Here is a 22,695-nt window from a genome sequence, read left to right as displayed (position 1 = left end):
GGCGTCAGCGGCGGTGCCAACTGGCAGCATGGGCGTGATAAAAACCGGAGAAAGCCCATGAAAATCATCATCGCCCCCGACTCGTTCAAGGACAGCCTGAGTGCCGAGGGCGTCGCCCAGGCCATTGCCGCAGGGTTGGCGCAAGTCTGGCCGGACGCACAGCTGATCCAGTGCCCAATGGCGGACGGTGGTGAAGGCACGGTGGACGCGGTGCTCGCCGCCTGTAACGGCCAATTGCGCCGCCAGGCGGTGCGCGGGCCTTTGGGCACCGCGGTGGAAGCACGTTGGGGCTGGTTGGCCGACAGCCACACCGCGATCATCGAAATGGCCGAAGCCAGCGGCCTGCAATTGGTAGCGCCAGGCCAGCGCGATGCGTGCACCAGCAGCACCTACGGCACCGGCGAGCTGATTCGCGCGGCCCTGGACCTGGGTGCCCGGCGCATCATTCTGGCAATTGGCGGCAGCGCCACCAACGACGGCGGCGCGGGGGCGATGCAGGCCCTGGGCGTGCAACTGTTCGACGCTGCGGATCAGGCCTTGCCACCGGGAGGCCTGGCCTTGTCACGACTGGCACGTATCAACCTGGAAAAACTCGACCCGCGCCTGGCCCAGGTACGCTTTGAAATCGCCGCCGATGTGAACAACCCGCTGTGCGGCCCCCACGGCGCCTCGGCGATTTTCGGCCCGCAAAAAGGCGCCAGCCCCGAGCAGGTGCAACAACTGGACGCCGCCCTCGGCCACTTCGCCGATCACTGCGCCAAGGTCCTGCCCAAGGACGCGCGCGACGAGCCCGGCAGCGGCGCCGCCGGCGGCCTGGGTTTTGCCGCCAAGGCGTTCCTCGGCGCGCAGTTCCGCGCGGGCGTGGAAGTCGTTGCCGAACTGGTGGGCCTTGACGACGCCGTACGCGGCGCCGACCTGGTCATCACCGGCGAAGGCCGCTTCGATGCCCAGACCCTGCGCGGCAAAACCCCCTTCGGCGTGGCCCGCATCGCCCGGCAACACGGCGTCCCGGTGATCGTCATCGCCGGCACCCTGGGCGACGGCTACGAGCAGATGTATGCCCATGGCGTGGCGGCGGCGTTTGCCTTGCCAAGCGGCCCGATGAGCCTGGAGCGGGCCTGCAGTGAGGCACCGCGTTTGCTGCGCGAGCGCGCGGCGGATATTGCGCGGGTGTGGCGTGTGGCGGCCAAGCGCTGACGCATCACGCCGAACATGGGACAATCCGCGTCATTTATCGACACGGAGAGTCCCCATGCTGCGCCCCGTACTCCTGGCCCTGCTGCTGACCGGCAGCGCCACCCAGGCCTTCGCTCAACCGCCCGCTGAAACCGTACCGCTGCTGCGGGAAATCAAGAACTGGGTCACCGGGTGCGATAACCTGCGCAATTGCCATGCCCTCAGCGCGCCCAGTGGCGTCGATGAAGAAGACTACAGCTCCCTGACCTTGCATATCTGGCATCAGGCCGGTCCCGAAGGGTATCTGCGCCTGCGCTTCGACCACCGTGGCGAAGCGCTGGACCTGTCGACCTTGCTGTTGGACGGTCAGCCGTTGGGCCTGGAGCTGACCCGGGATCTGCATGTGGAACTGGACGATCAGGGCGGCGATCCCGAGGTGCAGTCTTACGGTGTGATCGAGGACGCTGCGGCGCGGCGCTGGTTGCAGCGTTTGCGCAATGGCCAGCGCCTGCAATTGCCGGGTGATGAGCAGGCCCATGTGTCGCTGAGCGGCCTGAGCGCTTCGCTGCTGTTGATGGATGCGGCGCAGGGGCGGTTGGATAACGTGACGGCCCTGGCACGCCCCGGAAAAGCGCCGGCCCGTGAGGTGCCGCCACGTTTGCCAACACCGGTGCTGCGCAAGTTCCCTGCGCCGCCGGCGTTGACCGCGCAGGAACAGGCCGGCCTGGTGGCCGCTGCAGTGCAGGCCGTGACGCCGGAGGAGGGTGAGCCCGAGGCAAAGGCCGGGGCGCTGACGGCGCAACAGGCGATGACGGTGGTGCGTTACGACTGCGCGGCCTACAACTGTGAGTTCGACGTGGTCAGCCGCCAACGTCAGGCGCCCTATGCGCAAACGCCCCTGGAGATTGAGCCCTTGCCGTTGGACGGCGCTGCGCTGCAAGGCTCGGTGGGCTATGACGAAGCCACCGGCACCTTGAGTTATTTCTACAAGCAGCGCGGCATCGGTGACTGTGGCGGTGGTGGTGTCTGGGTGTTTGACGGCAAGGCGTTCCAGCTCAGTGAGTTTCATAGCATGCCGCGCTGCACCGGTGTCGGTTACGGCGACTGGCCGTCGTTATGGACGACCGTGCCGGCGCCCTAGCCAGGGAGCAGGCATGGCCTCTACACTGGCCGGCCACGTGTCTTTCAAAGGATGAAACCCATGCACGCACCTGAACCCCATATCGTGATCCAGCGCTTTACCGAGGCCCACCTTGAAGGTGTGGCGGCGCTCTATAACGAACCGGCCGTGTGCCGGCAGGTGCTGCAGATGCCGTTCCAGTCGGTGGATGTCTGGCGCAAACGCCTGGTCACCGACAACGAGCGGCGCCTGCAACTGGTGGCGGTGCACGGCGGCGAGGTGATCGGCCAACTGGGCCTGGAACAGTACCTGCGCGTACGCCAGGCCCATGTCGGTTCGTTCGGCATGGGTGTGGCGACGGCCTGGCAGGGCAAGGGCGTGGGCTCGCGGCTGTTGACGGCCGCGCTGGACGTGGCCGACAACTGGATGAACCTGCACCGGGTGGAACTCACGGTGTACGCCGACAACGACGCCGCGCACCACCTGTACCGCAAGTTCGGCTTCGAGGTCGAAGGGCGCTTGCGTGACTACGCCCTGCGCGATGGGGTGTTTGTCGACACCCTGAGCATGGCGCGCCTGCGCCAGTCGGCTTAATCCGCGAGTGCAAACGCCACCGCAGCCTGCGCATGCAGCTCGGTGGTGTCCAGCAGCGGCAGGTCGCTGTGTTCGGGCTTGACCAGCAGGCTGATTTCCGTGCAGCCGAGGATGACCGCCTGGGCACCCCGTGCGGCCAGGGACTCGATGACCCGCAGGTAAACCTGGCGTGACGCATCGCTGATCACGCCGACGCACAATTCCTCATAGATAATCCGGTGCACGGCGCGGCGCTCCTCCGCGTCCGGCACCAGCACGGTGAGGCCCTGGGCGGCCAGGCGCGACGTGAGAAAATCCTGCTCCATGGTGAACGCGGTGCCGAGCAAGCCGACGGTCAAGGTACCGGCCGCCACCGCCGCCGCAGCGGCCGCATCGGCGATATGCAGGAAGGGAATCGACACCGCCGCCTCGATACGCGGCGCCACCAAATGCATGGTGTTGGTACACAGCACCACGCATTCGGCGCCGCCGGCCTGCAAACGGCGCGCGGCGTCTTCCAGGATCAGCGCGGTGTCATCCCAACGCCCGGCGTGCTGGGCCTGTTCCACCGGGCCGAAGTCCACGCTGTACATCAACAGCTGTGCCGAGCGCAGCGGGCCGAGCTGGTCGCGCACGCGCTGGTTGATGATGCGGTAGTACTCGGCGCTGGACTCCCAGCTCATGCCGCCGATAAGGCCGATGGTGCGCATGCGATGCTCCTGACAGGGAAAGTCGCTTCACCTTACCCATCAGCCGCTGAATAGTCATACGCAGTTGCCCGCCAAATGACCGGAGCAGTTTCACATGTCCAGGTTGACCCATCCCGGCCGGGGTTGCTCCGCGGCAATGGCGTGGATGGGTTTGCCCGTGGCCTGCTCCACGCGCCGCGCCACCTCCGGGTCGTCGGCGAACGGCAACATGCTGGCTTCGTCCAGGCTCGTCTCGGACTGCCCGCGCAGGCAATACTCCACTGCAGCGTACAGGCACACCACGATCAGCACGCTCCACATATCAGGCGATCCGCGCATCGAGCCGGGCCACGTTCAAGTCTGCGACCCGCACCGTGCGCCACGTGTTGTAGGCCATCAGCAACATGCCCGTGAGGAAAAACACGCCCCCCGCAAACCGCACCACAAACCCCGGATGGCTGGCCTGCAAGGCTTCGACAAACGAGTAGGTGAGGGTGCCGTCGTCGTTCACCGCTCGCCACATCAGGCCTTGGGTAATGCCGTTGACCCACATCGACGCGATGTACAGCACCGTGCCGATGGTTGCCAGCCAGAAGTGCAGGTTGATCAGCGCCACGCTGTGCATCTGCTCGCGGCCGAACAGCTTGGGGATCATGTGGTACAGCGAGCCAAAGGTGATCATCGCCACCCAGCCCAGGGCGCCGGCGTGTACGTGGCCGATGGTCCAGTCGGTGTAGTGGGAGAGGGCGTTGACGGTCTTGATCGCCATCATCGGGCCTTCGAAGGTCGACATGCCATAGAACGCCAGGGACAGCACCAGGAAACGCAGGATCGGGTCGGTGCGCAGCTTATGCCAGGCACCGGACAAGGTCATCATGCCGTTGATCATGCCGCCCCAGCTCGGGGCCAGCAGGATCAGCGACATGGCCATGCCCAGTGACTGCGCCCAATCGGGCAAGGCGGTGTAGTGCAAATGGTGCGGGCCGGCCCAGATGTACAGGGTGATCAACGCCCAGAAGTGCACGATGGACAGTCGATAGGAGTACACCGGCCGGCCCACTTGTTTGGGCACGAAGTAATACATCATCCCCAGGAAGCCGGTGGTCAGGAAAAAGCCCACGGCGTTATGCCCGTACCACCACTGCACCATGGCATCGGTCGCGCCGGAATACACCGGGTAGGACTTGAACCAATCCACCGGGATGGCCAGGTGATTGACCACGTGCAACATGGCGATCACCAGGATAAACGCGCCGAAAAACCAGTTGCCCACGTAGATATGTTGGGTCTTGCGCCTTACCACCGTGGTGAAGAACACAATGGCGTAGGCCACCCACACCACGGTCATCCACACCGCGCCGGAGAACTCGATCTCGGCGTATTCCTTGGTGGTGGTGTAGCCCAGGGGCAGGCTGACCAGCATGATCACGATCACCGACTGCCAGCCCCAGAAGGTAAACGCGGCGAGGCGGTCGGAAAACAGGCGTACCTGGCAGGTCCGTTGCACCGCGTAATAGCTGGCGGCAAATTGCGCGCTGCCGGCGAAGCCAAAGATCACCAGGCTGGTGTGCAACGGCCGCAGCCGGCCGAACGTGGTCCAGGGCAAGTCCAGGTTCATCTCGGGCCACACCAGTTGCGACGCGATCCACACCCCCATGGCCATGCCCACCACGCCCCACACAAGGGTGGCGATCACGAATTGGCGGACGACTTTATAGTTATAGGCCTGCCCGGTTGTTGCTGTGCTCATGCTCAGTCCTCCCACGGTTCCAAGTGGCGGGCACTGTAGGAAACGCGGGAAAAACAAAACAGGCTCAGAAAAACCTCATTACAGCGGATCAGTCGACAAGCACGCCCACAGGCCTGTCAGCGTTAATCGTACGGTGAGTGGCCGCATCTGCCATGATCGGGCATCGCAACCTGGCACACCCAAGGAAATCCGCAATGGACGATGTACAGCAACTGGGCGAGATGCTTCGTCATTACGCCGATAGCGAAGCGCACAAGAAGCAGCAGTTCGATGTGCAGTCGGCCCGTTGGGCGCACAAGCTCGACGAGCTGTTCGGGCAGATCGAGCAATGGCTGGAGCCGGTCAAGACTGTCGGCCTGCTGGAGGTGCACCGTGAAGCCTATGTCGCCAGCGGGCCGGGCGTGCCGGTGGAGACCTCGACCTTCAAGACCGAAAAGCTGCTGGTGCAGATCACCGGCAAGACCGTGGAGTTCGTGCCTGAAGTCATGGGCGTGGGCGGCGTGATCTCGCTCTCGGTGATGGGCTTGACCGCTGCCCGCCACGGCAGCGTGTCGCTGGTGCTGCCGGCCGACAAAAACGACTGGCTGTGGAAGAAAACCAATGGCCTCAAAGACCCGGACACCTTTGGCTTCGACGCCAATTTCCTGGCCTCGCAGTTGCAGAGCCTGATTCCGCGCGAACGCGGCTGAAGCGTCTACTTCAGCGCCGGATCGCCAGGGTTGAGTTGTTTCCAGTCCTGCATGACCCGTTGCGCCCTGGGTTCCTGGCCACTTTCCAGGTAGTACTGGATCAGCGACAGCCGCGCATTGCGGTGATACGGCTGACGCTGGAGCACGTCTTCCAGTTGCTGGCAGGCCTGCTTGACCTCGGCGCTGTCATGCAAGGCCACCGCCAGGACAAACCCATACTGGGCGTTGGCCGGGTCCAGGCGCGCGGCATTGCGCAGGTAGCCCATGGCTTCTGCGGCAGCGCCGCTACGTATCAGCATCAAACCCTGGGTGTGTTGCAACAGCGCGGCGTCGGGATGCTCGGCCAGTTTCCGGGTGATCAGGCTGCGTGCTTCTTCGGCGCGACCATTGGCTTCCAGCCACTGCGCCAATGTGACCAGCGCCGGGAAAAAATCAGGATCGCGTAGCAGGGCAGTGCGTAGCTGGGCCTCGACCTTGTCATGACGGCCGCTGGCCTGGTAAAGCATCGCCAGGTTGAGGTTGGCTTCGGCGCGTTCCAACAGGCTCGACTGCACCTGCTCGTACTCGACGATCGCCTTGCCCCAGGCCGCACCCTGGCCTGGCACACTCAACAGATCGCGCGCGGCGAGGATGCGCACGGCACGCACCGGATCCTCGAGCAAGGGGCCAAACAGCGCGACACGTTCTGCTGGCGGCAACAACGCACTGACCGCGCGCACGGCACTTTCGCGCACTTGCGGGGCGGTGTTGGCCAGGTCCTTGGTCGCCAGTCTCAGCGCGCGTTCACTCGGATAGTTGGGCAACTCCATCAGCATCGTTGCGCGCTGGATCGCCGGCAGGTTGCTGCGCGCCAGCTGATCATGCAGGGCCTGGGCGGCACCCGGCTGGCCGCTGCGAATCAGCGCCATGCTGTCTGCGTAGCTGGGGGCGCGCAGCACATCACGCGCGCCGGCGGGGATGCTGAAACTGTGGTCGTGCCGGAAGTCGTTGCCCATGTAAAACTTACCGGGCATATGACAATCGACGCAGAACGAACCGGGTTGGCCAGGCGGCAGTCGTGTGTGTTCGATGGACGCGTAGTCTTTTGCCTGCAAGCCACGTCCGTCCACCGTGGCGATCGGGGTCTTGCCCGCCGGGTTATGGCACTGCAGGCACACCCCATTGCCCGGTGCCTTGAGTTCAGCGCTGTGGGGGTTGTGGCAATTGCTGCAGCGCACGCCTTTTTCGGCCATTTTGCTTTGGGCGAAGGAGCCGTGTTCAAACACCTCATCCTTGATCTTGCCGTCCAGGGCATACAGCTCACGGGTCAACACGCTGGGCAGATAGTCGTCCATCAGGCGCTTACCCACGGTGAACCCATCGCCCAGGGGCGCACGGCGTGCGTGGCAGCGCGCGCAGGTTTCGAGTTCGACGGTGGCGTCCTTGTCTTTCAAATCCACGGCAAACCCGGCGTGCACCGCATCAGTGTTTTTGGCGGTCCACTGCAAGTGGTTGGAGGCCGGGCCATGACAGGCCTGGCAGCCCACGCCAAGGCTGTTCCACTGGCTGTCGAAGCGGTTGTTGACCGCGTCGAAGTTACGCTTGTAGCCGGTGGTGTGGCATTCCACGCACATGAAGTTGGCGTTCTGGCTGGGTTTGCTCCAGTGCAACGGATTCTTGAAGGTGACGCCCTGGCCCGGATAGAGATGAAACCAGCGGCCTTTGCGGGTATCCCAGGCCACGCCCAAGGCCTGCAAGCGACCGTCGCCGACATCGATCAAATATTGCTGTAACGGCGCAATCCCAAAGGTATAGGCCACCTTGAAGTCGGCCACCTTGCCGTCGCTGCCGGGGGTGTTGACCCAGAACTCATCGCCCCGTTGATAGAACCTTGTGGTTTCACCTTCGGCGCTGAACGACGCACTGTTGAAATCCGCCGGGACCGTCTGCGGCGTGGCGGGCTGCATCGCCAGTTGGTGGTGCGAGCCTTGCCAGTCCTTGGCCTGGGCCTGGTGGCAGCCCTGGCACTGTTGTTCGTCGACCCACTGTGCAGGCGGAGGGATGATCGCCGGTTTGGCCACCACCACGGGCGCCGGAGCCGGTAACCGAGGCGTACTGGCCTGGAGGAAAAACCAGATCCCGGCCATGGTCACCAACAGCAGCACAATCAGGACGGGGTACAGGTAACGACGGGATGAGTCACGGTGGGGTACGACAGGTGCTGGTTTGGGCTTGGGCATTCCGACTTCCGCTGTCTTGATGCATGGACGCTCTACGGCGTGCTTAAGCTTCGTGCAGCTTTGACGCTGGCCGCAGTCCTGTCAAACAGGCAGGCGAAAAAAGCGCTATCTCGCCAGGATTGGCTATACCTACAGCTCAGTGTTCCGATGATGATCGCCAGGGAGTTCAATGATGAAACACAGGCTATTGATCAGCACGTTGTGCCTCGCCTCAATCGCAGTGGCAGGCTGTGCCAGCAAGGTTACGCAGCCGGACGAGTACTCGGGTTTTCTCTCCAACTACAGCCAGCTCAAGGAAGCCAGGTCACCGTCGGGCGCGGAAGTCATGCGCTGGGTCGATCCCAAGCTGGACCTCAGTCGCTACAACGCGGTGTACATCGAACCGACCCAGTTCTACCCCAAGCCCCAAGCCACCTCGAAAATCCCCGACAGCACCCTCAATGGCATCAACGCCTATTTCAACCAGGCACTCAAACGCGAACTGGGCAAATCATTGCCTCTGGCCAACGCCCCCGGTCCTGGCGTGATTGTGGTGCGCGCGGCGATCACGGCGGTGAGCAGCAAGACCGAGGCCCTCAAGCCGTATGAATACATTCCGGTTGCCCTGGTGGCGGCTGCGGTGAGTACCGGCACCGGCATCCGCGACCAGGAAACCACCCTCGGCACCGAGGCGCAGTTCCTCGACGGGGCCAATGGCAAGGTGCTTGCGCAAGTGGTGCGCAAAGGCACCGGCAAGCCACTGGCGAACGACTCGCAGGTGATGAAGGCCGACGATGTCAAAAGCGTCATTGATGGCTGGGCATCGGACCTGCATCAGTCTTACCTGAAGCTGAAAAAGCACTGACGCTTAAAACGCATTCCTGGCCGGTTTGTTGTAGTAGCTGAGCAGGGCATCGTAGCGGCGGGTGACGAGGTAATAGTCGTCACTCAGTTGCTGCGGTGGGGCGTGTTCGTGCCAGTGTTGGGTGAGCGTGCGCAAGGCTGACAGGTACGCGTCGGCCGGCTCGTTCAGGGTGTACCAGAGAAAACGGGCTTCTTCGTCGAGCTTGCCGCTCGGATGGGTACGCACATAGGCGCGGGCGCTGTCTGCCGCCTGTTGCACGGTGTCGGCCAAGGCTGCCACGGTAGGCGGCGTCAGGCTGGCGTTGCGCATGCCTTGCTCGATCTGGTTCACGGCCTGGCGCGCGGCGATCATGTAATTGAGCACCTGCCAGTGCAAGTCCCGGCCAAAGCGTGCCTCGATCAACGCCAGCTGCGCCGGGCGCACCGCCATGTCGGCCTGCTCCAGCGGCGTGCGCAGGGCGGTCGAGGCCGCCAGGTAGTCCTGGCCTTTCTCGGCCAGTTGCAACGCATACTGTTTTCTCACGGCTTCGACGAGGATTTGCTGCGCGGCAGACGCCCACTCCGGCAGCGTGACCCGATCAGCCAACGAGGTGAAGCTGTTCAGGCTGGCCGCGTAGGTCGCGGCGGGCCCGAGCAGGGGGCTGTCGGGTTGCTGGCGCCGCAGTTTCAGGGTGTACAGCTCAGAGCAGACCGACGCGCGGATATAGCGGGCATCGGGCTCGCTGCGGTCGCCGAATTTATCGTAGCTGCGCACTTCCTCCTGCCCGGTACTCATGAAGTAGTAGGCCAGGCGTGTTTCCCGATCGACGCGGTTTACGCAATCAATGATCGGCGCAATGGCGCTGGCCGCCGCGGTGTAGGGGCTGTCGCGCTGGTCGAGCCACAATTGCGCGTATTGCAGCGGTTTGGTGGCGCCGGCCACGCCGAGCAAGCCCAGGCCGAGCACCAGGCTGATAGGCACCAGCCATTTAGGATTCATTGCGTAGCCTCCTGACCATACCACTGCGCCTCGGTGGCGGGGGCCTGGCACGCGGTGTCGGTGCGCGGCATGCGACTGCACAGGCGTTCGGTCCAGGGTTGCAGGCCCTGGTTGCGGGTGACGCGGTGCTGGCTGTCGAGCAGAGCCAGGCCCGCGTACAGCGCAATCCCCAGGATCACCAAGAGTGCCATGCCCAGTGCGGCCCAGCGCGGATTGCGCGCGGTCCACGGGGTGTGACTGTTCATCAAGGGTCGCTTGATCACGCCGATAAGCGCCAGCACCGCCACCAGTGTCAGGCTGGCAAGCGGGCTGAAGATATACCCCAGCGTGGCCGCGAGGATCAGTCCAGGCAGCAGGTCCCGTATCGGCAACAATGGCAAGTGCGTAGGGCTGAGCCAGCGGGGCAGGCGTTGACTGAGCTGCTCATCCAGCACGCGGTACTGATGGGCCAGCGGGCGCCAGGCCTGCCAGGCCACGCCGGCGCCGATCACTGCGGCGAATGCCCACAACACGCCGTAGCCCAGCGTCGGTACCACGTTGCCGGCCAGGGTTTCGGCCTTTGCCAGCGCGCCGACCAGGCAACTCAACACCAGCGCGACGAGCCACGGCCAGGTGTCCATCGCCGTGTCCCAGCCTTGCCAGAAATACACAGTGCCGCCAGGCATCGCCTCGGCTTCGGCCACGTGGTCGGCGTAGATGTCGGCACTGAGCGCCTGGCAGGCTTTCCAGTCGTGCTCGTTGAAGCGCAGGGCGAAGGCACGCCGCTGGCCCAGGCTCAGCGGTGCCAGCAGCAACCGCGCGGCCCGTTGTTGCGGGGTGTTGGGGGCTTCGGCCGCCAGGGCACGCTGGCGCGCCATGAAGATTGGCGCTTGCTGGCGCCGCAACAGCAGCGTCCACTCGTCTGCCGGGCAGTCATGGCCCGCGCCGCCGTGCCAGTGCTGGCCGGCGCAGACTGCCTCGAATACGGCGCTCGACCAGTAGTGACTCTGCGCCAGCAGCCGCGCCAGCCACTGGTTGAACCACTCGGCATGTGGATGATTGTTCACCCACGGGTGCTCGTCGCGCGCTGCATAAGCGGCCAGGAACGCCGCCTCATCCTTGTGCCCCAGAGCCTCGCGCAGCGGTTGCTGCAAGGCCGCGCGGTGCTTGCGCTCGAGCTTTTCGACCAGCTCGGCGGGCAACTCCAGGCGCTGCCAGGCGGTCAGCCAGTTGAACGTTTCAAAGGCCCAGCGCGTGTCTTCGGGGTTGAGGTCGCCCTCGATGTCGCGCAACAGCAGGTGGATTTCGAAGTGCAGCGCGCCGCCATTACCGAGCGCCGCCTGGTAACGCTCGGCCAGGGTCTCGCCATGGGTCTCGATGACGACTTCGTCGGCTTCCTGCGGGTCCTCGCTCCACGTCAGCGCGGCCTCATAGGCTTCGCGCAGGCGCTGGAAACCCTCGGGGTCGTCATCCGGCCGGGTCTTCTTCAGCAGCGCAGCGTAAGTGCGCTTGATCGTGCGGCTATCGGCATCCGGTGGCAGGCCAAGGACATTCCAGCAAGTCATGTGCGGTGCAACTCCCTAAACAATCGCGCGCACATTACCTGTTTTACGGGGTGATAAACCAGCGGTAGTAGGGGTTGGCGCTGTCCTGCTGCAGCACATCGCGAATATCCCGGCCCCAGGCGTCACGGTCGCCATCATAGGCATGCAGGCTGGCGCGGTAGAACTGCAGCAGCCGTTGCTGCTCGGCGGCCAGAGTGCGGATGAAGGCCGCATCGGCGTTGACCAGCGGTGCGGGCACGCGCAGGTCGAGCAACGCCGGCAGCACCCGAGTAATTTCTTTGCTGCGTACCCACGGCGCGTACTCGATGCGCGGTTGGTCGTCGGTGACCGGCAGCGCATCGCCGGCAAAACGCTCGAGGCCCTCGTGATCGGTGACCCAGGTGGCGAGGAGCGTGGCGGCCGAATCGATACCGACGTCAGCCAGTGCGCCGCTTACACCCGGTTGCGCGAACCGTTGGCGAATGCGCTCGGCGTCCAGTTCGATGGGATCGTGGGAGCCCACCAGCAGCATCTCGTGGAATTCGCTGGTCCACAGCGAGGCGTAGGGGAACACGTTGAGAAAACTGCGCACCAGCGCGCGGGAGTCGTCGATGTTTTGCGTCGGCAGCGGCAGCCACTGCGCCAGCAGGCCATGTGTGTCCAGGCGCGTGGCTGCCAGTTGGTAGAAGTCCTGGGAATACAGGTTGACCACGCCGGCGGCGGAGGGCGGCGGTGGCTCCAGGGTGATCAGGTCATAGGTCTGCGGGTTGCGCAGCAACTCCTGGCGACCGTCGCGCAGGCGTACGTCCAGGGCCGGATCACGGCCGGCGTCGAAATTGCCTTTGAACAGTGACGCGGCCTGCACGACAGATGGCAGCAACTCGGCCACCACTCGCCGTTCCAGCCCCGGGTAGCGCAGCAGGGCACCCGCCGTGATGCCGGTGCCAAAGCCGATCACCAGCGCCGACTTGGGCTCGGCGTTGTGAATCAACAGCGGCAACAAAGCCTGGATGCGCATATAGCGCAACGACGGCATGGCGTCGCCGGTATTGGACACCCCTTGGATATACAAGCGCTGGAACGCCCTTGCACCTTGGCCCTGGGTGACCACTGCCACGGTGGCGCCACGGCCTTCCTGGTAAAACGCGAGGCTGGCATTGCGCGCAGCGGGCAGCAGCCTGGCGAGGTGATCCACCGGGGTCAGCAGCGCCACGGCCAGCGACAGCAGCCCCAGTGCGACCACGGCCTGGCGCCGGCCTTTTTTCACCCCATGGCCCTGGCGCACGGCCACGTAACCCACAGCGCCGGCAATCATCGCCAACAGGCCCAGGGTGCGCACCAGCCCCAGCCAGGGAATCAGCACAAAGCCGCAGAGCATCACCCCGACAATTCCGCCCAGGGTGTTGAGCGCTACCACGGCACCCACGTCACGCCCGACATGGCGGTGGCCGACACTCAAGCGCAACGCCACCGGGAACGCAGCACCCAGCAGTAACGTCGGTACAAACACGATGCACAGCGCCGCCACCGCAAAGCGCGCGCTCATGCCGGGTAATTCACTCCCACCCAGGCTCGCTACCCACGCCTCGGCCTGGGTTTGCAGCAGCACCAGCCAACGCCCCAGCACGGCGATTTCAACCAGCGCCACCAGCCCTGCACCGGCAATCAGCAGGCCGAAGATACCCCATGGATCGCGCAGGCGTTCAACCCGGCGCGACATCAGTTGGCTGCCGATGAACAGCCCGGTCAGGTAGGTTGCCAGCACCACCGCGAACGCATAGGTGCGGGTGCTCATGAACGGTACGATGGACTGTGACCACACCACCTCATACCCCAGCGCTACGCCACCGGCGATGGCGTACAGCACCAGGGCCAGGCGCGCCGGTTGCACGGTCCGCGCGGGCGCGGGCGCGGTGGCTACGGGCAGGTGCTGACGCACAGACAGCAGTGCAACGCCTGCGGCGACCAGGTTGAGCAGCGCCGCGACCAACGCACTGCCGCGCACGCCAAACTGTGCGATCAGCACAAACGCCGTCAGTAACGTCCCGGCAATCGCCCCGGCGGTATTGGCCGCGTACAAGCGCCCACCGGCTTGGCTCAAGCCCTTGGCATCGAGCGCCAGCGTGCGAACCAGCACCGGCAGCGTGCCGCCCATCAACAGCGCCGGCAGCCCCACCAGCGCAAATGGCAGTCCCCAGGCGAGCACCCCGATACGCTGCTCCAGCCAGGCAAACGGTTCGGCCGCGATGCCCAGGGCCAGCGTGGCGCCCACCCCCAGCACCGCGACCAGCAATTCCAGGCCTGCATATAACAGCAGCGGCCGCGCAAAGCGGTCCGCCAGATGTCCAAACACCACACTGCCCAGGGCCAGTCCGGCAAAAAAAGCGCTGATACCGGTGGTCAGCGCATACACCTCTACACCCACCACCAGCGACAGCTGCTTGATCCACAACACCTGATAAACCAGGGCTGCGCCACCGGAGATAAACAGGAGCAGGGCAGGCAAGAGGATCGAGGGGGCGCGGGTCGCTTCAAGAGGTTTGCTTGCAGTACGTGAGGTCATTACCGAATTCCACAGAGTGCTCAACATCCTGCGGGAGGGGACAAGTCGACTCGTCGACTCGCCCCGCTCGCATTTTCAGCCCGCAGGCGCCGCTTTCATTTTCGCTTCAATTTTCTTGTCGACCGCCTCACGGATCTGGTCGATGCCGAAGCTGGCCGGCTTCTGGCTGGGCGGGTACTCGATAAAGGTCTCGAGGAACTTCGCCGATTTGGTCACCGCCACCGCACCGAGGTAGACGTTCTTGGTGCTCCAGTCGTAGTACTGGTCGGAGACCACGTCCGCGCGCTCATAGGGGTCCATCCTCAGGTTGAAGATCTTCGGCACCCGAAGCTGCACGAACGGCTCGCTCCAGACGCGGAAACCACCCGGTTGGCGCTGCTCGGCGAACACCACTTTCCAGTTGTCGAAGCGCACGGCCACCAGCGCGCCGTCATCGTTGAAGTAGAAGAACTCGTCGCGCGCACCCTTGGGTTGCTGGCCGGTGATGTACGGCAGCTGGTTGTAGCCATCCAGGTGCACCTTGAAGTTGGTGCCGCCTGCCGTCGGCGCCCAGCCCTTGAGCAGCTTGTCCTTGACGTCGCCATCACCGGCGGCGGCCAGCAGCGTGGGGAACCAGTCGAGGCCCGAGAGCATTTCGTTGGAAACCTCACCCGGCTTGACCTTGCCTGGCCAACGGATGATTGCCGGCACGCGGTAGGCGCCTTCCCAGTTGGAGTCCTTTTCGTTGCGGAACGGCGTGGTCGCCGCGTCCGGCCAGGAGAACTGGTTCGGCCCGTTGTCGGTGGTGTAGACCACTATGGTGTTGTCGGCAATCTTCAGCTCGTCGAGGGTTTGCAGGAGCTTGCCCACATCGCCATCGTGTTCGAGCATGCCATCCGCGTACTCGTTGCCGGGCATGCCGCTTTGGCCCTTCATCGAGTCACGCACGTGGGTGAACACATGCATGCGCGTGGTGTTCATCCACACGAAGAAGGGTTTGTTGGCTTCGGCCTGTTTCTTGATGAACGCCTGGGCCGCCGCGGTGGTTTCATCGTCGATGGTTTCCATGCGTTTGGTGGTCAAGGCGCCGGTGTCTTCGATCTTGCCGTCGGCGAAGCTGTGGATCACCCCGCGCGGCGTGTTGGCCTTGACGAACTCCGCGTCGTCCTTGGGCCAGTAAGGGCGCTCGGGTTCTTCTTCGGCATTGAGGTGGTACAGGTTGCCGAAGAACTCATCGAAACCGTGGTTGGTCGGCAGGTATTCGTCGCGGTCACCGAGGTGGTTCTTGCCGAATTGCCCGGTGGAGTAGCCCAGCGACTTCAACGCCTGGGCGATGGTGATATCGCGCTTTTGCAGGCCGATTGGCGCCCCCGGGATGCCCACCTTCGACAGGCCGGTGCGCAACGGCGTCTGGCCAGTGATAAAGGACGAGCGCCCGGCCGTGCAGCTGTTCTCCGCGTAGTAGTCGGTGAACATCATGCCTTCTTTGGCGATACGGTCGATATTCGGGGTCTTGTAGCCAACCACGCCCATGGAATAGGCACTGATATTGGTTTGCCCGATGTCATCGCCGAAGATCACCAGGATATTCGGCTTGTCGGCGGCCCAGGCGGATGCCGAGGTGCCGATCACCGAAACCGCCACCAGGGCGAGCTTCGGCAGCCACTTACTTATGCGAGTCATAAGACTTGCTCCTTATAGGGCTTGAGTCGCATTGCCTGCGACCAACGTGTATTACAGTCCATCGCGACGTCTTTTCTTATTGCACCTGCGGTTGCACAGCCGGCTCGAAGGGGTAGATACGGCGCCATTCGCTCGCCATGTCCACCACCGTCCAGTTCTGTGTCTTGGCCAGGTCCAGGGCCTTGTCCAGGCGCCCCACCTGAGAGTTGCGGTCATAGGCCCACTCGCGCTTGGCGTCGGTGTGGTGGACCAGGCCCATAAACCGCTTGCCCGAACCTGCGGCGGTCCACTGCAGCATTTGCAGGTCGCCGTCGGAGTTGCCGAAGGCCAGGATCGGCCGGCGGCCGATGATCGAGTCGATGCTTTCCGGCTTGCCTGGGCCGTCGTCGTTATGCGCCAGCTTGGCCGTACGCAAGACCTGTGGATGGCCGTCCTTGAGCTGGAACTGGGTGACAAAATTCGAGCCGATCACCTGTTCCGGCGGCACGCCATACACCTCTTCGGCAAAGGCGCGCATGAACGCGGTGTCACCGCCGGAGACGATGTAGGTCTTGAACTGCTGGCTGCGCAGGTAGTCGAGCATTTCCAGCATCGGCTGGTAGATCATCTGCTCGAACGGCTTGCCGGTCTTGGGATGACGGGCCTGCTTCAACCAATTCCGGGCATTGTCGATAAAGGCCTCGGTGCTGACCCCGGTGTGGGTGGCACCGATGATTTTCAGCAGGCCGTCCATGCCGCTCTGGGCGAGGGCCTGGTGATCGTTCTCAAGCACAGCCTTGAACGGCTGGGTGGTTTTCCAATCCGGATGCTGCGGCGCCAGGCGCTTGACTTCATCGAAGGCAAACAGCACTTCGAAGTACGCCGGCTGTTCGGTCCACAGGGTGCCGTCGTTGTCGAACACGGCGATGCGTTCGGCGGGGTTTACATAGTCCTTGGAGCCTTCGACCGTCACGGCCTGGACGAACTCGATGATCTGTTTTTTGCTCGGGCCTTCGTTCCATGAGGGCAGCGGGTCGGCCGCGAGGACGGGCAGATTCAACAGAAGCAGCAGGGGCAGGGCAGAACGCAGCGACGTCATGGGAAGTCCTTTTCGTGACGAGGGTTCAGTGCAAGCAAGCGTAGTTGACGACCCACCCGGCGCAACGTCGCGCACAGGTTTCTCCAGCGCGGCAGCAGGCGCGGCCATAGTGCGTGCAGCCAATAGCCGCCCAGCACCAGCATCAGCCCGCCGGCAACCCAGGTCACCACATGCCGCGACAACTGCCAGCGCGTGTGTTGCCCGAGGGCCTCGAGATCGTCGGCGATGGAGAAGGCCGGAATGTAGGCGCTGGTGGCACGGGCCTCGATGCTCAGCGCTGGAACCTGCGTGACTTGCAGGCGATGGTTGCGGCTGTCCCACCACTTCACGCTGATGGCCGGCAGGGTGTAGTGCCCGCCCTGCGTCACGCGGTACACCAGGCGATCGATGCGCTGGCCGCCCGTGATGTGGCCACGCCCGTCATCGAGATTGCTGATGTCGGGGGCTTGCAGATACAGGCGCAGTCCTTCGATCTCGGCAGCGGCCGGTGGGGGCAGCGACAGCCCCGGTGTATCGTCGGCCTGCAGGCGCAGGGTGCGAGTGAGGCTGTCGCCGACGTTGAGGTCACTGGCTGCGAGGCTCTGACTCAAGCGTAGTCCGCTGGCGACCAGCACCGGCTCGCCCGGAGCAAAACCTGCTGGCTGGTGGGCCTCGAAGGACAGCGCTTCGCTCTGCGCACTCAGGGGCGTGACGGCTTGCCCTGGCTGGGCACTGACGGTCAGCGCGGGCAGCGTGAAGCGTTGCGCTACGCTCGGGGTAATACCGTAGGCGTAGCGCATGCCGTAGAACGTCCGCCCATCGATCACCTGGGTCGTATGCTCGGCCTCGCCCCCCGGCTGCTGCACCCTCGCGCCATTGAGCTTGAGCACCGGCAGGGTCGCGGCAGCGGTGAACCAGGTGTCGGTGAGTACCTCCACCTGCACGTGCAGTTGCTCGCCCACCACCACCGAAGCCCCTGGCAGCAGTTGCACGTGCACCTTGAGCTGCGGTTCGGCCGCCGACAACGACCCGGCGAGGATCAGCAGCACGCCGCAGTAGCGCCTCATGGCTGTACCGCCTGGTCCTGCAGGCTGAATTTGCGGCGCAGGAACGTCGCGGGCGAGGTGGTCAGGTTCTGCAGCCACAGCGCATCGCTGTTGGCCTGCTCGGTCTTGATCACCTGGCTGTGGCCCTTGCCGGGGGCCTTGTCGAACTTGATGTCATCCGGCTTGACCTCGGGCGGGTTGTCCGCAGCGTTCTGGGTGTCTTGCTTCAGGGCGATGGCCAGGGCGAGGTTGGCACTGGCCTGGGGGAACACCGGCTGGCGTAGCAGTGCCTGTTGATAGGCCGCGATGGCTTCATCGAACTTGAAGCGACGCACGTGGATGTTGCCCAGATAGAACGCGCCCTGGGCGGTCTCGAGCGCGGCGAAGGTGGCGTGGGCCAGGTCGTAGTCGGCGGCGTTGTAGGCGGCGATGCCTTTCCAGTAGGGATCGACAAACAGCGCCGCGGCCTCGGGGTAATGGTGGTGCTCGAACGCCCAGCGGCCTTGCTGGTCGGGCGTTAGAAACGGATGGGCGTCGGCCTGGGTGGGCTGCCAGAACACACCCAGCAGCAGCACCGCCGCCCAGTTCAGGCTCCAGCCGCGCCGTACGCTGAACAACGCCAACAGCAACAACGGCCAGCACAACCAGTAACCGGCGTCTTTCCACTGCAACAGGCGCTGCTGCTCGTCGGCGTCCTGGAAGTGCGCTTGGGCGTGGAGTTCGATCCAGTCCAGGTCATCGTCATTCAGCGTCAGGCTGCCCAAGTCCGCGTCGGTGGCTGCAGCCAATTGTTTGAGCGTGGGGCTGCTGCCCAGGGCCAGCACCAGGACTTGCAGGGAACTGTCGGCCAAATGCTGTTTAAGGTGCGCAAGTTGCGTGGTGTCGGCGCCATCGGTGACCAGTAACAGGGTGCCGGGTGAGTGGCCCAGCAGGCGCTTTGCCTGGTCGATTACCCCGGCTGCATCTTTGCCGGGTTTGTCGATCAGGTCGGTGCCCAGCGCCTGGATAAAGGTCTCCAGCAGTGCGGGATCGTCGGTGGCGGGCAATACCAGATGAGCACTGCCGGCGTACACCAGCAGTGCGGTGCGTGCTCCTTTTCGCCGCTGGATCAGGTCACGCAGCTTGTGTTGGGCGGCAGTCAGACGCGTGGGCGGTACGTCGGCGGTGTCCATGGACGGCGACAGGTCCACGGCGATGATCAGCGTGGCGCGGTTTTCCAGGAAGTCCGGGCGGTCCTGTTCCCAGGTCGGTCCGGCAGTGGCCACGGCGCCGATCACCAGCAACGCGCTGAGCAGGTGCACCGGGCGCAGGCGATGGGGATCGCTGGGTGTCAGCAGCAGATGCACCAACAGGTGCGGTGCGATGTGGTCCCGCAGGCGCCGTTGCAGGTCGCGGCTGCGCCGCCAGATCCACGGCAGCAGTAAGCCGACAAGCGCCAGCAGCAGCCAGGGCGGGCGCAGGAAGTGGACGTCACTGAGATTCATCAGCGGTCCTCCGATGCGACCAGCCGGCGGCCACCAGGTGATACAGCGCCAACAAGGCCAGCGCCGCTGACAACGGCCACCAGAACAGATCGCGCTTGGGCTGATGGCTCAGGGTCTTGACCTGATGCGGGGTGATTTTATCCAGGGTGGCGTACACCTGGGCCAGGCTGTCACGGTCCTCCGCGAGGAAATAACGGCCGCCGGTGGCCGAGGCAATGGCTTGCAGCGCGCTCAGGTCGACCTTGGCTTCGCCGCTGGCCTGCGGGTCGCCAATCGCGATGGTGTGGATGATCACGCCCTTGGCGGCGGCCATGTCGGCGGCGTGGTCGGGCGGAATTGCGCTGCTGGTATCGTTGCCGTCGGTGAGCAGGATCAGCACTTTCTGCAACTCATGGGCCTGGTCCAGCAGCTTGAGGCCCAGGCCGATGGCATCGCCGATGGCGGTATTCGGTCCGGCCATGCCGATGCCGCTGTCGTCCAGCAGCCGCGCCAGGCTGGTGTGGTCCAGAGTCAGCGGCGCCTGGGGATAGGCGCCGCTGCCGAACAGGATCAGGCCGATGCGGTCATCCTTGCGTTGCTGGATAAAGCCATGCACAACCTGCTTGACGGCGGCCAGGCGATCGATCCTGTGCCCGTTGGCGTCGTTGAAGTCCTGGGTTTCCATGGATTGGGAAATATCGATGGCGAGCATCAGGTCGCGCACCGGTTGCTGACGTTCGATGGGCTTTTCGACCCACACCGGGCGGGCGATGGCCGCCACCAGAAAGGCCCAGACCAGCAGGTTCAGCAGCAGTTGGGCGCGATTGTGCTGCGCGCCGCCGTTGGACGGTACAGCGCCGACGGCCTGGGTCATACCCCTGAAAAACGGCACACGCACGGCGCTGCGCGCCTCACGGTAGTGCGGCAGATAGCGGTAAGCCAGCCATGGCAATGGCATCAATAACAGCAGCCAGGGGTAATCAAGCTGCCACATGGTGATGCTCCACCCAGGCTTTGCACTGGGCCAGCAAGTGTTCGTCCGCCGGCGCGGTGCCGTAGGCCAGTTCAGCCAGGCGCTGGCTGAGGTCATCGGCCACGGGTACACCGGCATGGCGTTGCAGGAAGGCTTGCCATTCGACGCCACTCAAGGTCGGCACGCGCTGGCGTTCCTCTGCGCCCAGCGGCATCGACAGTGCGACGCGCTTGAGCAATTCGGGCAGCTCGCGCATATCCTGCAGGACGTTCAAGCGCGCCAGGGCTTCGCGCCGATACGCATCCCGTCGCCAACGCAGCCACCTGCGGCCGGCCAGTATCAGCACACCCAGCACGAGCGCGCCCAGCAGCACGCCCCAGCCCCAGGTCTGCGGCCAATAACTGACCGGCGCAGGCAAGTCCAACTCCTGGAGCTGCTCGATACTCGGCACCGGCGTGGTCACCGGCGTTTCCCCAGCGCGCTGCGCAATTGATCGGCGGCGGGCAGGGCGGTGCTGATCGCCAGCAGGGGCACCCGACTGCGGCGCAACAGGCTCGCAACCGCTTGCAAACGCCCGCCGAGAAAATCGCCCAGGGGTTGGCGCACCTGGCGCCGGCTCACCTGCAGCGCAACCTGCAACTGGCCCTGGGTCACGAACAATTGCCCGCGACTGGGCACGTTGAGCGCCAGCGGGTCGTACACCTGCAGCGCCACCACATCGTTGTGGGCAGACAACTGCTGCAGCAACTGCGCCGTCCGCGGCCCGGCTCCGGCGAAGTCACTGACCAGGCAGATCAAGTGATCGTGGCCCGCCAGCGCCAGGCACTGTTGCAAGACCTTGTCCAACTGGTTGTCGCCGTCGACGTCGGCATTGCCCGCCGCTAACGCGCCATTCTGTTCGGCGATACGGCTGCACAGCGCCTCCACACGCTTGCGGCTGCGCAACGGCGCGACACTGTCGATGCGTACGTCATTGAACACCAGGCCGCCGACCCGATCCCCGGCGCCAAACACCATCCACGCTGCCAGCGCTCCCAGTTCGGCGGCGACCGCCGACTTGAAGCTGCGCGCCGAGCCGAAAAACATCGACATGCGCTGGTCCACCACAATCAGCGCCGGGCGGTCACGCTCTTCGGTAAAGGTGCGCACCACCGGTTTGCCGGTGCGCAGGGACGCGCGCCAGTCCAGATGGCGCAGGTCGTCCCCCGCCTGGTAACGGCGCAGCTCGTCGAAATTCAAGCCGCGCCCGCGCAGGCGTGAGGCATGGTTGCCGGCCAGGATACTGCCCTGGGGCTGGCGCGCGACAAAACTCAGGTTCCGCACCTGGCATTGCAAGGCCATCAGTTGCGCCAGGCTGACGTAGACGAAGCCATCGGCGTTCATGCGGGGATCGCCACTTTGCTCAGCAGGCGGTCGAGTACCTGATCGGCGCTGACACCATCGGCCACGGCGTCGTAGCTCAGTTGCAAGCGATGACGCAGCACCGGGTGCGCCACCGCCTGCACATTCGCCGGGGTGACAAAGGCCTGGCCCTGCAACCAGGCGTCGGCCCGCGCGCAGCGGTCCAGGCCGATGCCACCCCGGGGGCTGGCGCCGAGGCTGATCCAGCGCGCCAGGTCGGCATCGTAGTCGGCGGGGTGGCGAGTGGCGTTGATCAGGTCGACCAGGTAACGGTCGATGGCGGGCGACACTTGAATGGCGCCGACCTCTCGGCGGGCCGTAAATATCACCTCCTGTGCCAGGGTAAAACCCACGACGGCCAGGGCTGAAGCGGCTTGCTCTTCTCTGCGCAGAAGGCGCAGCACCTGGCTTTCATGCTCGGCACTGGGGTAGTCCAACAGCACCTTCATCACGAAGCGGTCCATCTGCGCCTCCGGCAGCGGGTAAGTGCCTTCCTGTTCGATGGGGTTTTGCGTGGCGACCACGATAAACAGTTCCGGCAACGCGTGACTGGCGCCGGCCACGGTGATTTGCCGTTCTTCCATGGCCTCCAGCAACGCCGCCTGGACCTTGGCAGGGGCCCGGTTGATCTCGTCGGCAAGGATCAGGTTGCCGAACAGGGGGCCAGGCTGGAAGCGGATCTGGTTCTGGCCGTCGACCTGGTGCAGCACTTCGGCACCGGTGATGTCCGAGGGCAGCAGGTCAGGGGTGAACTGGATACGGCTCATTTTTGCGTCCAGGTGCCGGGCCAGCGCCTTGACCGTGCGGGTCTTGGCCAGCCCCGGCAGGCTTTCGAGCAACAGGTGCCCATTGGCGAGCAGGCCGATCAGGATCTGGCGGATCACGTGTTCCTGGCCGAGGACACTCTCGGCGATGCTGGCCTGCAGGGCTGTCAAATCGTTGAGCGCGGTCATGGCAATCATCCTTGAG

Annotated in this window: 20 protein-coding genes; 5 read left to right on the top strand and 15 right to left on the bottom strand. The window is 64.5% G+C overall.

Going from position 1 to position 22,695, the window contains the following annotated elements; translation table 11 throughout:
* Window positions 1–57 precede the first annotated feature (57 nt).
* From AC07OP_RS18535 to AC07OP_RS18525, 3 genes are read left to right on the top strand one after another with little or no spacing between them, the layout of a single operon-like run.
* Window positions 58–1,197: a glycerate kinase gene (locus tag AC07OP_RS18535; RefSeq protein WP_495102102.1), complete on the top strand. Its 1,140-nt coding sequence runs from the start codon at window positions 58–60 to the stop codon at window positions 1,195–1,197.
* Window positions 1,198–1,252: 55 nt separating this feature from the next.
* Window positions 1,253–2,317, top strand: coding sequence for a DUF1176 domain-containing protein (locus AC07OP_RS18530; RefSeq protein WP_495102101.1), 1,065 nt, complete (start codon window positions 1,253–1,255; stop codon window positions 2,315–2,317).
* A gap of 60 nt (window positions 2,318–2,377) precedes the next feature.
* Window positions 2,378–2,890, top strand: coding sequence for a GNAT family N-acetyltransferase (locus tag AC07OP_RS18525; protein WP_115487297.1), 513 nt, complete (start codon window positions 2,378–2,380; stop codon window positions 2,888–2,890).
* Here AC07OP_RS18525 and AC07OP_RS18520 read toward each other — a convergent pair.
* The 3 genes from AC07OP_RS18520 to ccoN all read right to left on the bottom strand — a co-directional run bounded on the left by AC07OP_RS18520 (window position 2,887) and on the right by ccoN (window position 5,308).
* Window positions 2,887–3,579, bottom strand: coding sequence for an aspartate/glutamate racemase family protein (locus tag AC07OP_RS18520; RefSeq protein WP_115487298.1), 693 nt, complete (start codon window positions 3,577–3,579; stop codon window positions 2,887–2,889). The genes AC07OP_RS18525 and AC07OP_RS18520 overlap by 4 nt on opposite strands.
* Before the next feature lie 90 nt (window positions 3,580–3,669).
* Window positions 3,670–3,879 (bottom strand): hypothetical protein, encoded by a 210-nt coding sequence (locus AC07OP_RS18515; RefSeq protein WP_065941548.1) that lies wholly within the window; start codon window positions 3,877–3,879, stop codon window positions 3,670–3,672.
* 1 nt (window position 3,880) lies between these two features.
* Window positions 3,881–5,308: a cytochrome-c oxidase, cbb3-type subunit I gene (ccoN, locus tag AC07OP_RS18510; protein ID WP_115487299.1), complete on the bottom strand. Its 1,428-nt coding sequence runs from the start codon at window positions 5,306–5,308 to the stop codon at window positions 3,881–3,883.
* A gap of 194 nt (window positions 5,309–5,502) precedes the next feature.
* Between ccoN and AC07OP_RS18505 the strand changes: the two genes are divergently transcribed.
* Window positions 5,503–5,997 (top strand): hypothetical protein, encoded by a 495-nt coding sequence (locus AC07OP_RS18505; RefSeq protein ID WP_495102100.1) that lies wholly within the window; start codon window positions 5,503–5,505, stop codon window positions 5,995–5,997.
* 5 nt (window positions 5,998–6,002) lie between these two features.
* Here the strand turns inward: AC07OP_RS18505 and AC07OP_RS18500 are convergent, their stop codons facing one another.
* Entirely contained in the window at window positions 6,003–8,216 is a 2,214-nt protein-coding gene (locus tag AC07OP_RS18500; RefSeq protein ID WP_495102099.1) for a multiheme c-type cytochrome, read from the bottom strand.
* A gap of 172 nt (window positions 8,217–8,388) precedes the next feature.
* On the opposite strand from AC07OP_RS18500, the gene AC07OP_RS18495 reads away from it, so the two are divergent.
* Window positions 8,389–9,060, top strand: coding sequence for a DUF3313 domain-containing protein (locus AC07OP_RS18495; protein ID WP_495102098.1), 672 nt, complete (start codon window positions 8,389–8,391; stop codon window positions 9,058–9,060).
* Between the two features lie 3 nt (window positions 9,061–9,063).
* Here the strand turns inward: AC07OP_RS18495 and AC07OP_RS18490 are convergent, their stop codons facing one another.
* The 11 genes from AC07OP_RS18490 to AC07OP_RS18440 all read right to left on the bottom strand — a co-directional run bounded on the left by AC07OP_RS18490 (window position 9,064) and on the right by AC07OP_RS18440 (window position 22,679).
* Window positions 9,064–10,038, bottom strand: coding sequence for a DUF3829 domain-containing protein (locus tag AC07OP_RS18490; RefSeq protein WP_495102097.1), 975 nt, complete (start codon window positions 10,036–10,038; stop codon window positions 9,064–9,066).
* A complete protein-coding gene (locus AC07OP_RS18485) occupies window positions 10,035–11,582 on the bottom strand; it encodes a J domain-containing protein (RefSeq protein ID WP_495102096.1) in 1,548 nt (515 codons plus the stop codon). Before AC07OP_RS18485 ends, AC07OP_RS18490 begins: the two co-directional genes overlap by 4 nt.
* Window positions 11,583–11,625: 43 nt before the next feature.
* The gene (locus AC07OP_RS18480; RefSeq protein WP_495102095.1) at window positions 11,626–14,124 is read right to left on the bottom strand and encodes a fused MFS/spermidine synthase; all 2,499 of its coding nucleotides are present in this window, start codon (window positions 14,122–14,124) and stop codon (window positions 11,626–11,628) included.
* Window positions 14,125–14,199: 75 nt separating this feature from the next.
* On the bottom strand, window positions 14,200–15,786 hold the full coding sequence (locus AC07OP_RS18475) for an arylsulfatase (protein WP_495102094.1): 1,587 nt from the start codon (window positions 15,784–15,786) through the stop codon (window positions 14,200–14,202).
* A 76-nt stretch (window positions 15,787–15,862) separates the two neighbouring features.
* Entirely contained in the window at window positions 15,863–16,864 is a 1,002-nt protein-coding gene (locus AC07OP_RS18470; protein WP_495102093.1) for an HAD family hydrolase, read from the bottom strand.
* On the bottom strand, window positions 16,861–17,910 hold the full coding sequence (locus tag AC07OP_RS18465; RefSeq protein ID WP_495102092.1) for a hypothetical protein: 1,050 nt from the start codon (window positions 17,908–17,910) through the stop codon (window positions 16,861–16,863). Before AC07OP_RS18465 ends, AC07OP_RS18470 begins: the two co-directional genes overlap by 4 nt.
* A complete protein-coding gene (locus tag AC07OP_RS18460) occupies window positions 17,907–19,373 on the bottom strand; it encodes a VWA domain-containing protein (RefSeq protein WP_495102091.1) in 1,467 nt (488 codons plus the stop codon). Before AC07OP_RS18460 ends, AC07OP_RS18465 begins: the two co-directional genes overlap by 4 nt.
* Window positions 19,360–20,346: a vWA domain-containing protein gene (locus tag AC07OP_RS18455; protein ID WP_495102090.1), complete on the bottom strand. Its 987-nt coding sequence runs from the start codon at window positions 20,344–20,346 to the stop codon at window positions 19,360–19,362. Before AC07OP_RS18455 ends, AC07OP_RS18460 begins: the two co-directional genes overlap by 14 nt.
* Window positions 20,333–20,788 carry a DUF4381 domain-containing protein gene (locus AC07OP_RS18450; RefSeq protein ID WP_098479494.1) on the bottom strand — a complete coding sequence of 152 codons (456 nt, stop codon included), beginning with the start codon at window positions 20,786–20,788 and terminating at the stop codon, window positions 20,333–20,335. The genes AC07OP_RS18455 and AC07OP_RS18450 overlap by 14 nt, the downstream gene beginning before the upstream one ends.
* Window positions 20,785–21,708 (bottom strand): DUF58 domain-containing protein, encoded by a 924-nt coding sequence (locus tag AC07OP_RS18445; protein ID WP_495102089.1) that lies wholly within the window; start codon window positions 21,706–21,708, stop codon window positions 20,785–20,787. Before AC07OP_RS18445 ends, AC07OP_RS18450 begins: the two co-directional genes overlap by 4 nt.
* The gene (locus AC07OP_RS18440; RefSeq protein WP_098479496.1) at window positions 21,705–22,679 is read right to left on the bottom strand and encodes an AAA family ATPase; all 975 of its coding nucleotides are present in this window, start codon (window positions 22,677–22,679) and stop codon (window positions 21,705–21,707) included. Before AC07OP_RS18440 ends, AC07OP_RS18445 begins: the two co-directional genes overlap by 4 nt.
* Window positions 22,680–22,695 lie beyond the last annotated feature (16 nt).

This window comes from Pseudomonas sp. GW821-FHT09D08 (genome assembly GCF_059416305.1).
Note: the sequence above shows the minus strand (reverse complement) of the source record. Positions and strands in the feature narration are given on the sequence as shown.